A 14,386-nucleotide genomic window follows, 5' to 3' on the forward strand; every position below is an offset into this window, starting at 1 on the left:
GAAAGAGGCCGCTGCGTTGACTGGTGGGAAGGCGCGGGGGCCAGAAGCCCCGGGTCCGTACGGTTATCCAACAATTCCAGACCCTGAGAAGCCGCGCGGGCGGTGAACCACTGATCCGTGGCAGCGAAACCACACCCTGAGTCCGCGCCGCTGCGCCCCACCCGAGCCCATTTCCCCTCGCCCTCCGGGAGAGGGACGGGGTGAGGGTATCCGGGCCCGAGTTCCCCGCTGTGCACCGGAGAGCGACCCTGGCCCACACCTTGCTCCACGCCTGCGCACACCCGCCTCACCCCGGAGCCGTCATGACCCGAGCCCTGCTGACCGCGCTGTTCCTCCTGGCCACCCCCGCCCTGGCCCAACCCGCGCCCGCGAAGAAACACCCGGGCTGCTTCGTGCTGATGGACCTGAAGACGGGGGAGGTGAAGCGAAATGACGCGAAGCGCTGCGAGAAGCGGATGCCGCCGGCCTCCACCTTCAAGGTGCCGCACGCGCTGATCGCGCTGGAGACGGGGGTGGTGAAGGACGAGGCGGCGGAGCGCAAGTGGGACGGCAAGAAGCGAGACGTCGCCGACTGGAACCGGAACCACTCGTTGGAGTCGGCCATCCGGTACTCGGTGGTGTGGTTCTTCCAGGGGACGGCGAAGGAGATTGGCCGCGAGCGGATGAAGGACTGGCTGCACCGCTTCAACTACGGCAACGAGGAGATCTCCGGCGACATCACGACCTTCTGGCTGGGCCATCCGCTGCGCATCTCGCCGGACGAGCAGGTGCGCTTCCTCGCGCGGCTGTACAGGAACGAGCTGCCGGTGAGCGAGCGGACGCGGGAGACGGTGAAGCGGATGCTGGTGTACTCGCCGGAGACGGTGACGGAGAGGACGAAGCGGATGGCGGGGCCGTGGGGCACGGGGGTGGTGGTGAGCGGGAAGACGGGCATGACGCACACGAAGGAGGACGGGGCCGTGAGCTGGCTGGTGGGGCACGTGCGCTCGCCCCAGGGCGAGTACGTCTTCGCGAGCCTGGTGACGGGCGAGCACCTCGAGGGCCCGGTGGCGCTGCACGCGGCGGTGGACGAGCTGCAGTCACTCGGCGTGCTGGAGGAAGACCACCGCGACTGAGCGGCGAGTCACCCCATACCCGAAGCATGGCGGGCGCTCAGGGCCCTTCCGCCCTACCGGACGGCTCGCGTAGCGTCCGGCCCATGGCGCATTACGACCTCGTGGTGATCGGCTCCGGCCCCGCTGGCGAAAAGGGCGCGGTGCACGCGGCGCTGCACGGCAAGCGGGTGGCGGTAGTGGAGCGGGAGCCGGTGCCCGGCGGCACGGCGGCCAATACGGGCACCCTGCCCTCCAAGACGCTGCGCGAGACGTCGCTGTACCTCTCGGGCTTCCGGCAGCGGGGCCTGTACGGGGTGGAGGCCCACCTGTCCCACAAGACCACCGTCTCGGACTTCCTCTACCGGGAGCGGCGGGTGAAGGGCAGTGAGCGCGAGCGCATCCTCGAGGACCTGAAGCGTCACGGGGTGGAGCTGGTGTACGGCCTGGGCACGCTGGCGGACGCGCACACGGTGGTGGTGAGCCGCGAGGGCGCGCCGGAGCGGAGACTGACGGCGGACGTCATCCTGGTGGCCACCGGCTCCTCGCCCTACCGCCCGCCGCTCTACCCCTTTGGCGACCCACGGGTGCACGACTCGGACGAGCTGCTCGACATCCAGCAACTGCCGCGCGCGCTGGTGGTGGTGGGCGCGGGCGTCATCGGCTCCGAGTACGCGTGCATGTTCGCCGCGCTGGGGATTCCGGTGACGCTGGTGGACCCCAAGCCCGAGCTGCTGCCCTTCCTGGACGATGAGATCTCCGCGCTGTTGCAGCGGCGGATGGAGGCGCTCGGAGTCCAGATGAGGCTGGGGCAGACGGTGGAGGCGGTGGAGGTGCCGCCGGACTGCAATGCCCCCATCCGGCTGACGCTGAAGAATGGCGAGCACTTGGAGGTGGACCAGGTGCTGGTGGCCTCGGGGCGCTCGGCGAACACGGCGGGGCTGGGGCTGGAGGCGGTGGGGGTGAAGCTGGGCGCGCGAGGCCAGGTGGAGGTGGGGCCCGAGTACCAGACGGCGGTGCCCGGCATCTACGCGGTGGGGGACGTCATCGGCTTCCCGGCGCTGGCGTCCACGTCCATGGAGCAGGCGCGCATCGCGGTGATGCACGCCTTCGGGCTGGAGGCGAACAAGATGGCGCCGGTGCTGCCCTACGGCATCTACACCATCCCCGAGGTGTCCATGGCGGGCGAGACGGAGGAAGCCCTCCGCGCCAAGGACATCCCCTACGTGGTGGGCCGGGCCCACTTCTCCACCAACGCGCGCGGGCAGATCATCGGCGAGAGCTACGGGCTGCTGAAGCTGCTCTTCCGCCGCGAGGACTTGCGGCTGCTGGGTGTGCACGTGGTGGGCGAACAGGCCTCGGAGTTGGTGCACGTGGGGCTGCTGGCGCTGATGACGGGCGCCAGCGCCCGGCTCTTCGTGGAGACGTGCTTCAACTACCCCACGCTCTCCGAGGCCTACAAGACGGCCACCTACGACGCGCTGGAGAAGGTCAGGTCCCTTCCTGCCAGGACCCCAGGTACTTGACCTGGGCGGGGGTGAGCTTGTCGATCTTCACCCCCATGGCGCGCAGCTTCAGCCGGGCGATCTCCTGGTCCAGGTGCTCCGGCACCGCGTAGACCTTCTTCTCCAGCTTGCGGTGGTTCTTCACCATGAACTCGCTGGAGAGCGCCTGGTTGGCGAAGGACATGTCCATCACGCTGGAGGGGTGGCCCTCGGCGGAGGCGAGGTTGATGAGGCGGCCCTCGCCCAGGACGATGATGCGCTTGCCGTTCTTGAGGGTGAACTCCTCCACGAACTCGCGGAGCACCGCGCGGCCCTTGGCCAGCCGGTGCAGCGTCTTCAGGTCGATCTCCACGTTGAAGTGGCCCGAGTTGGAGACGATGGCGCCGTCCTTCATCTTCTCGAAGTGCTCCTCGCGGATGACGTCGATGTTGCCCGTCACCGTGCAGAAGAAGTCCCCCATGCGGCACGCCTCGCTCATGGGCATGACGCGGAAGCCGTCCATCACCGCCTCGAGCGCGGTGGTGGGGTCCACCTCGGTGACGACCACGTCGGCGCCCATGCCCCGCGCGCGCATCGCGAGGCCCCGGCCGCACCAGCCATAGCCGGCCACCACGAAGACGCTGCCGGCCAGCAGCCGGTTGGTGGCGCGGATGATGCCGTCGATGGTGGACTGGCCCGTGCCGTAGCGGTTGTCGAAGAGGTGCTTCGTCTTCGCGTCGTTGACGGCGATGATCGGGTACTTGAGGACGCCCTCCTTCGCCATGGCGCGCAGGCGCACCACGCCCGTGGTGGTCTCCTCCGTGCCGCCGATGACGTGCTCGAGCAGCTCCGTGCGCTCGTTGTGCAGCACGCCCACCACGTCCGCCCCGTCATCCATGGTGAGCTGCGGCCGGGTGTTCAGCGCCTCGTGGATGTGGCGGTAGTAGGTGTCGTTGTCCTCGCCCTTGATGGCGAAGACGGAGATGGCGTGGTCCACCACCAGCGAGGCCGCCACGTCGTCCTGGGTGGACAGTGGGTTGGAGGCGCACAGGGCCACGTCCGCGCCGCCCTCCTTCAGGGCGATCACCAGGTTGGCCGTCTCCGCCGTCACGTGCAGGCACGCCGCCAGCCGCACGCCCTTGAGCGGCTTCTGCTTCGCGAAGCGCTCGCGGATCTGGTTCAGCACCGGCATGGTGCGGCCGGCCCACTCGATGCGGCCCCGGCCCTTCTCGGCCTGGAGCGGATCCTTGATGTCCGCGTGCACCGGCGCGCTGTTGACCTTCGCCCGCTTCTTGAGGCTCACGACCTTCGCCATGGGGGAATCCTTCGGGGGTGTGGAGAAAAAAGAAAACGCGCGTGAGCCTTACCGGGGCTCACGCGCGTTTCAACAAACCGGGACGTTCAGCGTTGACGGCCCGCCAGGGGTCCTCAGACGGCCTTCAGCCGGGAGGTGCCCGCGGGGCCCGCGACGGCCTCGCGCAGGGCGTCCTTGCGGTCGGTGCGCTCCCAGGTGAACTCCTTCTCGGAGCGGCCGAAGTGACCGTACGCGGCGGTCTTCTGGTAGATGGGCCGCAGCAGGTCCAGGTACTCGGTGATCTCCCGCGGCTTGAGGCCGAACGTGTGACGGATGGCGTTCTGGATCTTCTCCTCGGGCACGGTGGCCGTGCCGAAGGTCTCCACCAGCACGCTCACGGGCTCGGCCACGCCGATGGCGTAGGAGACCTGCACCTCGCAGCGGCGAGCCAGGCCCGCGGCCACCACCGTCTTGGCGATGTGCCGGCCCATGTACGCCGCCGAGCGGTCCACCTTGGACGGGTCCTTGCCCGAGAAGGCGCCGCCACCGTGACGGCCCATGCCGCCGTAGGTGTCCACGATGATCTTCCGGCCCGTCACGCCCGAGTCCCCCATGGGGCCGCCGATGACGAAGCGCCCGGTGGGGTTGATGTAGATCTTCGTCTTGGCGTCGATGAGCTTCTTGGGCAGCGCCTTGGCGATGACATCCTCGCGGATGGCCTCGTGGATGCGCTTGTTGGAGACGTCGTCGGAGTGCTGCGTGGACACCACCACCGCGTCGATGCGGGCCGGGCGGCCGTTGCGGTACTCGACGGTGACCTGGCTCTTGCCGTCCGGGCGCAGCCAGTCGTGCGTCTTGCGGCGCACGTCGGACAGGCGCCGGGTGAGCGCGTGGGCGTAGTGGATGGGGGCCGGCATCAGCTCCGGCGTCTCGTCGCAGGCGTAGCCGAACATCATGCCCTGGTCGCCGGCGCCCTGCTCCTTCTTGTTGTCCACGCCCCGGGCGATGTCCTGGCTCTGGCCCTCGATGGCCACCATGACGCCGCAGGTGTTGCCGTCGTAGCCCATGGAGCTATCGGTGTAGCCGATGCGGCAGATCGTGCTGCGGACGATCTTCGGGATGTCGACGTAACAGTTGGTGGTCACCTCGCCGGCGACGATGGCCAGGCCCGTCTTCACCAGGGTCTCCACGGCCACGCGGCCCTGGGGATCCTTGGAGAGGATGGCGTCCAGCACGCCGTCGGAGATCTGATCGGCGATCTTGTCCGGGTGCCCTTCAGTGACGGATTCGGAGGTGAACAGGTAGTCGGTCGGCATGTCGTCTTGGGCTTCTGGGGGAATACGGCTCACGTCAACGGCGTGAAGAGCGGGGACACTAAACGTTGGGCTCCAGGGGAGTCAAACCCGGAGACAGGTAGAAAATTCGCCAGCGAGTCGTGACGTGGGCCCACCTGGCAGGCAGCCCACCCCCCGGGCCCCGCGCCGGGTGCCGCGTGAATTTCGCGCGCTCCCAACCGTTCCATTGCGCTACAGAGGCAGCCCTCTGAAGGAAGGACTTGAATGAACGCCCGTCTCCGCTCCCTGACCCTGCTGGCCACCCTTGCTTTCGCCCTCCCGGCGCTCGCCGCGCCCAACGAGCCCGTGGCCAAGCCGGTGAAGACCGTCGTGCAGTCCGTGCGCTACAACAAGGATGACATCGCCCTCAAGCAGCTCGCCAACGATGAGCAGGGCCGCTTCCTGCTCGGCGAGGACTGGGACAAGGGGACCGACGCCCAGCGCAAGGAATTCACCAAGCTCTTCAACAGCCTCTTCGCGAAGATCGCCTTCCCCAAGGTGCGCGAGAACTTCAAGAACCTCGCGTCCATCACCTACGAGGACCCGGCGGTGGAGGGCGAGAAGGCGCAGGTGAAGTCCACCGTCGTCATCGAGCACCCGCTGAAGAAGCAGGAGATGAAGCTCCAGTACTCCGTGGTGAAGAGCCAGGGCGGCTGGAAGGTGCTGGACGTGGCGGTGCTCGGCGACTCGATGCTCACCGGCATCCGCGACGACCAGGTGCGCCCCATCATGAAGCAGGGGGGCTGGGACCACCTGCTGCAGCTCATGCGCACCAAGGAAGCCGAGCTGTCCAAGAAGTAGCCCTGCCCCTCGCTCCGGGAGCCAGGTAGCCGGGCGCCCGGAAGCGAAGCCGGTTGTACGCGCGGACAGGTGAAGTAGAGAGGAGGGGCCGATGTCCGCCCCCCTTCTCCAGCCCGCCCCCGTGCGCGAAGGGCGCTCCTCCCGCGAGGTGGACGCCTTTTGTGTGCAGTTCGCCCCGCGAGCCCCGGGCCACCCCGCCGTCCGGGACCTCCAGCAGCTGCTGGCCGACATCCCCTCGGAGGGCCTGGAGGCCCGCCTGGAGTGGGTGGAGCGCTTCGTCGCCTGGCTGAAGGACCCCAAGCCCGCCCTCGGCTTGATGGAGCCCGCCGAGGCCGAAGCCCCCGCGGTGGTGACCCGTCTGGCCCTGCTGGTGCGCGTGCTGGAGGCACGTGTCTCGGCCCGTGAGCCCGTGGCCGCCCTGGTGCGTGAGGTGATGGCCGCGACGAGCGGACTGAAGCTCTTCTCCCAGGTGGGCCTGCCCGCCGGCCTGGGCTTCTTCGGCGAGGTGTCGGACCGGCTCGCCCGCCGCCTGCTGCCCTCGCCCCCCGAGCACCACCAGCTCTCGGAGCTGCTGCTGCGGCTGTTTCCGGTGCCCGAAGACGCCGGCTGGTTGGAGCACCTGCCACCCCAACAGCTGGCCTGGCTCTCGGCCCTGCTCCAGGGAGGCACCCAGCCTCCCGTGAGGGGGCCCGCGCAGGTGGTGCGGACCTCGCTGGTGGATGCCCTGGGCCTGCTCGCCGTGCAGACGGCGGCACTGGGGCTCGCCGAGGACGTGAGGGACCGCTGTCCGGAGGTGTCCTTCCGCGCCTCCCCCTTCCTGAAGCTGCGCCGGGTGTGCGAGGGCGTGCAGGCCCGCGATGCCGCGCCGGACTCGCTGCGGGAGCTGGGCGACGTAGTGGAGGAGTGCCGGGAGGTGGTGGCCATCGTCTCCAGCCACCTCGAGCAGTACGGGGTGAGCGTGGACCTGGTGTACCGGCTGGAGCGCATCCGCCGGAGCCTGGAGCGGATGGAGGCCATTGCCCGGGTGCTGGGCGCGGTACCGGGTGAGGCGCGCTGGCGCGAGGGGCTCGTGCTGATGACGGACCTGCTGCGCCGGGCGCACACGGACCGCTCGGTGCGCGCGGTGGTGGCGGGCAACGCGCGGCTGCTGGCTCGCAAGGTCATCGAGCGTGCGGGTCACTCGGGCGAGCACTACATCACCACCACGCGGGCCGAGTACCACCGCATGGTGCACTCGGCCGCGGGCGGCGGGCTCATCACCGCCGTCACCGCCATCCTCAAGCTGTACGCGGCCACGCTCGTGCTGGCGCCCTTCTTCTACGGGCTGGCGCTGGCGGGCACCTACGTGGGCAGCTTCCTGATGATGCAGGTGACGGGCTCCACGCTGGCCACCAAGCAGCCGTCCATGACGGCGGCCACGCTGGGGAGCGCCATCGGCCAGGGCGGCACGGGCGGGCGGCTGTCGCACCTGATGGAGCTCATCCCCCGCATCACCCGCTCGCAGATAGCCACGGCGCTGGGGAACATGGGCACCGTGCTGCCGGCGGCGGTGGGCCTGTCCATGGCCTTCGCCTGGTGGAAGGGGCACCCGCTGCTCAACACGGCCCAGGCGCACTACGTGGTGGACGCGCTCCACCCGTGGCGCAGCGGCACCATCTTCTACGCGGCCCTGACGGGCGTGCTGCTGTGGCTCTCCAGCCTCGTGGCCGGGTGGCTGGAGAACTGGGCGGTGTACCGCCGCATCCCCGAGGCGCTCGCGCACCACCGCGTGCTGCGGCGGACCCTGGGCGAGGAGGGGGCGAAGAAGCTGGCGGGCCTCTTCTCGCACCACATCGCGGGGCTGGGGGGCAACGTGAGCATCGGTGTGCTGCTGGCGCTGCCGCCGGTGGTGGGGAGCTTCTTCGGGCTGCCGCTGGACGTGCGGCACGTGACGCTGTCCTTCGGGCAGCTGTGCCTGGCCGGGTACGCCCTGGGTCCCACGGCGGTGCTGCGGCCGGACTTCCTCGCGGCCCTGGGAGGCATCGGGCTCACCCTGGCCATCAACTTCGGGGTGTCCTTCTCGCTCGCCCTGGCCGTGGCCCTGCGCGCGCGGGACGTGCCGGTGCGCGACATGCTGCGGCTGGTGCGGCTGATGAGCGCGCGCTTCCTGCGCGATCCCCGCGCCTTCCTCCTGCCTCCCCGGGTTTGAACCCTCTCCCCCTGGGAGAGGGCCTGGGTGAGGGTCTTCCCGGTCCACCCTGGTTGTAATCCCAGGCTCATGAAATCGGGGAATATTTCTTCCCTCGGCCCAAGCCCCTCTCAGAGGGAAAAGAAGTGCAGCGGCCGGGCAGCCGAGGGATCTCACCGTGCTTCTGAAGAGGGCGGTTCTCCGGTAGGGTCCGCGCCGCATGAGTGACTCGACCCACAAGACGCCCCGCTTTGCTCTCGCCTACGCCAGGATGATGGTGCGCAGGCCCGGGCTCGTCATCCTCGCGATCCTCGCGCTCACCGGCGCGTCGTTGTGGGGAACCACGAAGCTGACCATCAACTCGAACCAGCTCGACCTCATCTCGCAGGATCTGCCCGAGGTGAAGGACGTCAAGCGCGTCATCGACATGGTGGGTGGCAGCGGCTACCTGATGATGGCCCTGCGCGGCGACGACGAGCCCACGCTCAAGAAGGCCGCCGACGACATCGCCGCCGGGCTGATGGCGGACAAGGAGAACGTCCGCTTCATCACCTACAAGGTGCCCGTCGAGTTCGTGCAGCAGCAGATGGGCCTCTTCATCAAGACGGAGGACCTGGCCGAGGGCAAGCGCCGCATCATGACGTACCTCAAGGACCAGCTGCGCCGCAACAACCCCTTCTTCATCGAGATCCAGAAGACCGAGCCGGTGAAGAAGCCCGAGATGCAGGACCTCGTCGACAAGTACAGCAGCGTCGGCAAGAAGAGCATCCGGGATGACTACTACATCTCCAAGGACCGGAAGATGTTGCTCATCCTCATCAAGCCGATGTGGGACTCCAACCAGATCGGCAAGACGAAGGTCTACGTCGAGAAGCTGCGCAAGGACATCGCCGCCTACTCCAAGAGCGAGAAGGCCAAGGGCGTGGAGCTCGTCGAGGACTACGAGAAGATGGGCGACAAGCAGCTGGTGGCCTATGGCTTCACCGGCTCCTACAAGACGGCGGTGGACGACTCGTACGCCATCGAGGAGTCGCTCGAGCCGGTGTCGCTGCTGGCGTTCGCGGCCATCTTCCTCATCACCATCCTGGCCTTCCGCAAGGTCGTGCCCACCCTCATCGTGTCCATCGGCACGGTGATCGGCACCATCATCACCATGGGCTTCACCTACATCACCGTGGGCGAGCTCAACATGATCACCAGCATCCTCGGCGCGCTGCTGCTGGGGTTCGGCATCGACTACGGCCTGCACTTCATCTTCCGCACGCGGCTGGAGCTGGGCCAGGGCAAGCCGTATGACCAGGCCATCCAGGACGCGATCATCAACGCGGGCCGGCCGGCGCTGGTGTCCGCGGTGGTGACGGCGGGCTCGTTCTTCGTGCTGATGGTCAGCGAGTTCCGCGGCTTCAGCCAGTTCGGATTCCTGGCCGGCTGCGGCACCTTCATCATCGGCGTGCTGCTGTTCGCCTGGAGCCCGGCGCTGCTGGCGCTGGCGGGCCGCATCAACCCCGAGCTGCCCAAGAAGCTCATCGGCGAGATGAAGCCGCCGGCCACGCAGAGCGCCACCACGGGCAAGGAGCTGCGCATTCCCCGGCCCGGCCTGACGCTCGCCATCAGCACCGTCGTCGTGGCCATCCTGTGCTTCTTCGCCGTCCCGTGGAGCGACGTGGACGTGCCCACGGACAAGCCCGCCTCGTTCGCGGACCGCATCAAGGCCGGCATCCGCTTCAACTACAACAGCCGCGCCCTCATCCCCGAGGGCCAGACGTCGGTGCGCCTGCAGGATGAGATCAGCCAGCGCTTCGACATGTCCGCCGATCCCATCGCCGTCTACACCAAGACGCTCGAGGAGGCGAAGGCCGTCTACGACGAGCTCGAGGACCCGGAGAAGCGCAAGACGAAGTACTCCGCCATCGATCAGGTGGTGAGCATCTACACCTTCGTCCCGCCGCCCGAGCGGGCCGCGGCCAACGCGAAGATCCTCCAGGAGTGGCAGGAGGAGCTGAAGGACATCGACGTGGCGGCGCTGCCTCCGGACATGCAGGAGATGGCGGCCCTCGGCAAGAAGATGCTGGAGGCGCGGCCCTATGACGTGAACGGGGTGCCGGAGATCTACGCCTCGCAGTTCCGCCACCTGCCGGAGACGAAGCCGGAGAACCACGGCTACCTGACGTTCATCTACCCGAGCGTGGACCTGTGGGACGGCAAGAAGATGCTCACGTTCGTGGACCAGACGAACAACATCCCCACCCCCGAGGTGAAGGATGCGCAGGGCCACGTCATCGCCGAGGCGCAGGTGCGCCGGGCGGCCGGCGCGGCCCAGCTGTTCGCGCGGCTGGCGCGCATCGTGCTCGGCGACGGCCAGCTCACCGTGATGCTGGTGACGCTCTGGATTCTGGTGATGCACTTCCTGGACTTCCGCAACGTGAAGCTGGCGCTGGCCTCCGTCATCCCGCTCACGGTGGGTCTGGCGATGATGCTGGGCCTGATGACGATGTTCGACCTGCACCTGAACTTCATGAACATCATCATCCTGCCCATCCTCCTGGGCTTCGGGGTGAGCCACGGCCTCTACTTGTTGCACCGCTTCCTGGAGGGCACCTCGCCCGTGGTGGCGTTGCGCAGCGTGGGCGCCGCGGTGGCCTCGTCCACGCTGACGACGGCCGCGGGCTTCGCCGCCCTGATGGTGGCCAGCCACAACGGCCTGAAGTCCATGGGTGTCGTCGCGTGCATCGGCCTCATCACCACGCTGGTGGTGTCCTTCACGGTGCTCGCCGCCGTGATGCAGGTGATGTGGGACCGGCTGCCGCGCAAGGTGCAGGACGGCGTGGCGCAGACGCCCTCCACGTCGCCCTCCGGCAAGGACGAGTCCGAGGCGGCCTGACGCACTCCCGCTGAGACAGCGGCCAGGCCGCGCGGCCGGTGAGGTGCCAGGTCTCGCCGCATGAGAAAGAGCCCGGGTTGTGGAAGGCGACACGAAAAGTCCCTTCCCGGCCCGGGCTCGTTACATTGACGGGGTGCCCACTTCCGGTAACCCATCCATCCTGGCGATCGACCTCGGAACCTCGGCCGTGAAGCTGGCGGCCGTCACCCTCCGCGGCACCATCCTCGGCGGAGAGGTCGAGCCGCAAGAGCTCCAGTTGCTGCCCGACGGCGGCGCCGAGCAGGACCCCGAGGCATGGTGGTCCGCCATCGTCCGCGCCACCCGCCGCCTGCTGGACAAGGGGGTCGTCTCCGCGGACGACATCGTTGGCATCAACATCAGCTCCCAGTGGTCCGGCACCGTCGCCGTCGACGAGCGCGGCAAGCCCCTGCGTCCCGCCATCATCTGGATGGACTCGCGCGGCGAGCCCCACGTGCGGCGCGCCGCCCATGGCTTCATGCCCGTCGAGGGTTTCGGCCTCGCCCGCCTGCTCACCTGGGTGCGGCTGACCGGTGGGGCGCCCAGCCTCACGGGGAAGGACCCGCTCGGCCACATCCTCTACCTGAAGAGCGAGCACCCCGCGCTCTACCGCGACACCTACAAATTCCTCGAGCCCAAGGACTGGCTCAACCTGCGGCTGACCGGCCGCTTCGCCTCCTCCTACGACAGCATCACCCTGCACTGGGTCACCGACAACCGCGACCTCCAGCGCATCCGCTACGACGAGCGCCTGCTCAAGATGACGGGCCTGCCGCGCGAGAAGCTGCCCGACCTGGTGCCCGCCGCCAGCGTGCTCGGCCCGCTCCAGCCCGAGGCCGCCCGCGCCCTGGGACTCAGTGAGAAGGTGCAGGTGGTCACCGGGGCTCCGGACATCCTCGCCGCCGCCGTGGGCTCGGGCGCGGTGCGCGACCACGAGCCCCACCTGTGCATCGGCACGTCCTCGTGGATCAGCTGCCACCTGCCCTACAAGAAGACGGACGTCTTCCACCAGATGGGCACCCTGCCCTCGGCGATCCCGGGCCGCTACCTCCTCACCAACGAGCAGGAGTCCGCTGGCATCTGCCTGTCCTTCCTCAAGGACAACATCCTCTTCGGCCACGAGGAGCTCGCCCGGGACAGCAATACCGAGGACCACGGCCAGGCCTCGGCGGACCTCTACAAGGTGCTCGAGAAGGAGGCCGAGCGCGTCCCCGCCGGCAGCGACCGGCTCATCTTCATGCCCTGGCTCAACGGCGAGCGCAGCCCCGTGGACGACCAGCGCCTGCGCGGCGGCTTCTTCAACCAGTCCCTCAAGACGACCCGCGGGCACATGGTGCGCGCCGTGCTCGAGGGCGTGGCCTACAACTCGCGCTGGCTCTTCACCTACGTGGAGAAGTTCGTCGGCCGCAGGCTGGACTCCCTCCGCCTCATCGGGGGCGGGGCCCGCTCCCGGCTGTGGTGTCAGATCATCGCGGACGTGCTGGACCGGCGCATCCAGCAGGTGGACGAGCCCGTGCTGGCCAACGCGCGCGGCGCGGCCTTCCAGGCGGCCCTGGCGCTCGGGCACCTCACGGTGGACGAGATTCCCTCGCTCGTCCCGGTGGCGAACACCTTCGAACCCAACCCCCAGAACCGCGGGCTCTACGACGAGCTCTTCCGCGAGTTCGTGAACCTCTACAAGTCCAACAAGGCCATCTTCGCGCGGCTCAACCGCGTCCGGAGCGCCTGAGTCGGCCACGGGAGCACTGCAACCATGGATCTGCCCGAGCTCGGAACGAATCTCCTCAACCGCATGCCCCCCCGGCTGCTGTCGGCGGCGGAGCGCTACCTCAAGAGCGTCCCCCTGCTGCGCGAGCGGCTGGCGAAGGAGACGGACTCGATGCTGGCCGGGCTGGAGGGTGGACTGAAGCCCTACCGCGGCCAGACGCCCACCTTCGACACGCTCCCCGCCCAGGGCCTCCCGCACGAGGAGGTGCTGAAGCAGATGGAGGCCATGCACGAGAAGGAGGAGGACCGCTGGAAGGAGGGCTACGTGTCGGGAGCCGTGTACCACGGTGACTCCGGGCACATCGACTTCCTCAACCGCGTGTACGCGCTCAACTCGCAGAGCAATCCGCTGCACGCGGACCTCTGGCCCAGCGCCACCAAGTTCGAGGCCGAGGTGGTGGCCATGACGGCCCACATGCTCGGCGCCGCCGAGGCCAACGCGGGCCGGGCCCCGGAGGAGCACATCTGCGGCGCGCTCTCCTCGGGCGGCACCGAGAGCATCATGCTCGCGATGAAGACGTACCGGGACTGGGCGCACGAGACGAAGGGCATCACCCGCCCCGAGATGGTGGCGCCCTCCAGCGCGCACCCCGCCTTCGACAAGGCCGCGCACTACTTCGGCATCAAGATGGTGCGCGTGCCCGTGGGGCCGGACTACCGCGCGGACGTGAAGGCCACGCGCAAGGCCATCAATCGCAACACCATCGTGCTCATCGGCTCGGCGCCGGGGTTCCCGCACGGGGTCATTGACCCTATCGAGGAGCTGTCGGAGTTGGCGCGCAAGCGGGGCATCGGCTTCCACACCGACGCGTGCCTGGGCGGCTTCGTGCTGCCCTGGGCGAAGAAGCTGGGCTACCCGGTGCCGGACTTCGACTTCCGGCTGCCCGGGGTGACGTCCATGTCCGCGGACACGCACAAGTTCGGCTACGCCGCCAAGGGCACGTCCGTGGTGCTCTACCGTGGCACCGCGCTGCGCTCGTACCAATACTTCACCGCCACCGAGTGGCCCGGCGGCATCTACTTCTCCCCCACCTTCTCCGGCAGCCGCCCCGGGGCCCTCATCGCGGCCGCGTGGGCCTCGCTCGTGGCCACCGGCGAGACGGGCTACCTGGACGCCACCCGGCGCATCCTCGAGACGGCGGACACCCTCAAGCGCGGCATCCGCTCCATCCCCGGCCTGCACGTGCTCGGCGAGCCGCTCTTCGTCATCGCCTTCGGCTCGGACGACGTGGACATCTATAAAGTCATGGAGCACATGGGTGAGAAGGGCTGGAGCCTCAACGGGCTGCACAAGCCGGCCGCGGTGCACCTGTGTGTCACCCAGCGGCACACGCAGCCCGGGGTGGCCGAGCGGTTCCTCGAGGACCTGAAGGCCGCCATCGCGCACGTGCGCGCCCACCCGGAGGAGAAGGGCACCATGGCGCCCGTCTACGGCATGGCGGGCACGGTGCCCTTCCGGGGGCTCTTGAGCGACCTGCTCAAGAAGTACATGGACCTCATCTACAAGGTCTGAGGGTAACGTCCTCGGTGAAGTGACTCGGAGGGGGAG

9 protein-coding genes are annotated in these 14,386 nt (G+C 68.6%); 7 read left to right on the forward strand and 2 right to left on the reverse strand.

Annotation, left to right across the window (positions count from 1 at the left end; all coding sequences use genetic code 11):
- The first annotated feature begins 302 nt into the window (after nucleotides 1-302).
- Both NR798_RS41270 and sthA read left to right on the forward strand, forming a co-directional pair.
- Nucleotides 303-1,115, forward strand: coding sequence for a penicillin-binding transpeptidase domain-containing protein (locus NR798_RS41270; RefSeq protein WP_375768081.1), 813 nt, complete (start codon nucleotides 303-305; stop codon nucleotides 1,113-1,115).
- Between the two features lie 83 nt (nucleotides 1,116-1,198).
- On the forward strand, nucleotides 1,199-2,617 hold the full coding sequence (gene sthA, locus NR798_RS41275; protein WP_375768082.1) for a Si-specific NAD(P)(+) transhydrogenase: 1,419 nt from the start codon (nucleotides 1,199-1,201) through the stop codon (nucleotides 2,615-2,617).
- Here the strand turns inward: sthA and ahcY are convergent.
- Complete coding sequence (gene ahcY / locus NR798_RS41280; RefSeq protein WP_375768083.1) at nucleotides 2,583-3,890, reverse strand: adenosylhomocysteinase; 1,308 nt, start codon at nucleotides 3,888-3,890, stop codon at nucleotides 2,583-2,585. The two genes, sthA and ahcY, sit on opposite strands and share 35 nt — an antisense overlap.
- A 113-nt stretch (nucleotides 3,891-4,003) precedes the next feature.
- Nucleotides 4,004-5,185 (reverse strand): methionine adenosyltransferase, encoded by a 1,182-nt coding sequence (metK, locus tag NR798_RS41285; protein ID WP_375768084.1) that lies wholly within the window; start codon nucleotides 5,183-5,185, stop codon nucleotides 4,004-4,006.
- Between the two features lie 243 nt (nucleotides 5,186-5,428).
- Between metK and NR798_RS41290 the strand changes: the two genes are divergently transcribed.
- From NR798_RS41290 to NR798_RS41310, 5 genes are all read left to right on the forward strand, one after another.
- Nucleotides 5,429-6,004, forward strand: a complete 576-nt coding sequence (locus NR798_RS41290; RefSeq protein ID WP_375768085.1) for an ABC transporter substrate-binding protein — start codon at nucleotides 5,429-5,431, stop codon at nucleotides 6,002-6,004.
- A gap of 91 nt (nucleotides 6,005-6,095) precedes the next feature.
- Nucleotides 6,096-8,192, forward strand: a complete 2,097-nt coding sequence (locus tag NR798_RS41295; RefSeq protein WP_375768086.1) for a site-specific recombinase — start codon at nucleotides 6,096-6,098, stop codon at nucleotides 8,190-8,192.
- A 199-nt stretch (nucleotides 8,193-8,391) separates the two neighbouring features.
- Nucleotides 8,392-11,052 carry an RND family transporter gene (locus NR798_RS41300; protein ID WP_375768087.1) on the forward strand — a complete coding sequence of 887 codons (2,661 nt, stop codon included), beginning with the start codon at nucleotides 8,392-8,394 and terminating at the stop codon, nucleotides 11,050-11,052.
- Nucleotides 11,053-11,185: 133 nt separating this feature from the next.
- Nucleotides 11,186-12,799, forward strand: coding sequence for an FGGY-family carbohydrate kinase (locus NR798_RS41305; protein WP_375768088.1), 1,614 nt, complete (start codon nucleotides 11,186-11,188; stop codon nucleotides 12,797-12,799).
- 24 nt (nucleotides 12,800-12,823) lie between these two features.
- Nucleotides 12,824-14,350 (forward strand): pyridoxal phosphate-dependent decarboxylase family protein, encoded by a 1,527-nt coding sequence (locus tag NR798_RS41310; protein ID WP_375768089.1) that lies wholly within the window; start codon nucleotides 12,824-12,826, stop codon nucleotides 14,348-14,350.
- Nucleotides 14,351-14,386 lie beyond the last annotated feature (36 nt).

The organism is Archangium gephyra, from assembly GCF_042230915.1.
Taxonomy (GTDB): Bacteria; Myxococcota; Myxococcia; order Myxococcales; family Myxococcaceae; genus Archangium; species Archangium gephyra_B.